The sequence below is a fragment of the Nocardioides sp. genome, from assembly GCF_024509035.1.
Taxonomy (GTDB): Bacteria; Actinomycetota; Actinomycetes; order Propionibacteriales; family Nocardioidaceae; genus Nocardioides.
On record NZ_JANINT010000401.1, the window covers coordinates 1 to 626 of the forward strand.

Annotated in this window: 1 protein-coding gene; it reads left to right on the forward strand. The window is 70.0% G+C overall.

The window, feature by feature from the left end:
- Nucleotides 1-131: 131 nt before the first annotated feature.
- Nucleotides 132-626 (forward strand): glucose-6-phosphate isomerase family protein (locus Q0L15_RS22220; protein WP_296607031.1); only part of this gene is annotated, 495 nt, incomplete at its 3' end.

A 626-nucleotide genomic window follows, 5' to 3' on the forward strand; every position in this document is an offset into this window, starting at 1 on the left:
CCGTCCGCGTGAACCCGATGCGCGGCGGCCCGGAGACGGTCCTGCGGGTCCTCCGGGACGCCCTGGCCGATCCCGAGTTCCGTTCCGCAGCGGCCTCCGCCTGACCGCCCCATCACCCTCTGGAGACCAACATGACCACCGACCTGCCCGACGACGTGATGGTGCCCTTCACCGTCCACGTCGACTTCCAGTCCGGCGCCCTGACGCCGGACCCGGTCATCCTGCGACGCAGCCACGCGGACCTCGCGGGCTACTTCCTGAACGAGTCCGGCGCGCCCGGCGAGGACGAGATGTACGCGGTGCACGAGATCCGCGTGCCCGCGACCAACAACAACCTGCTGTCCTCGACCACGGTCCTGCAGCCGGGCACCGTCGGCGGCGAGTACTTCATGACGAAGGGCCACTTCCACGCCACGCGCGACCGTGCGGAGATCTACCTGACCCTGTCGGGCCAGGGCCTGCTGGTGATGGCGCTCGAGGACGGGACGACGGAGACCAAGGAGATGCGCCCGGGCATCGTCAACTACGTCCCCGGGCACTGGGCGCACCGGTCGGTGAACACCGGCGACGCGCCCCTGGTGTTCTACGCCGTCTACATCGGCGACGCCGGCTACGACTACGCCACC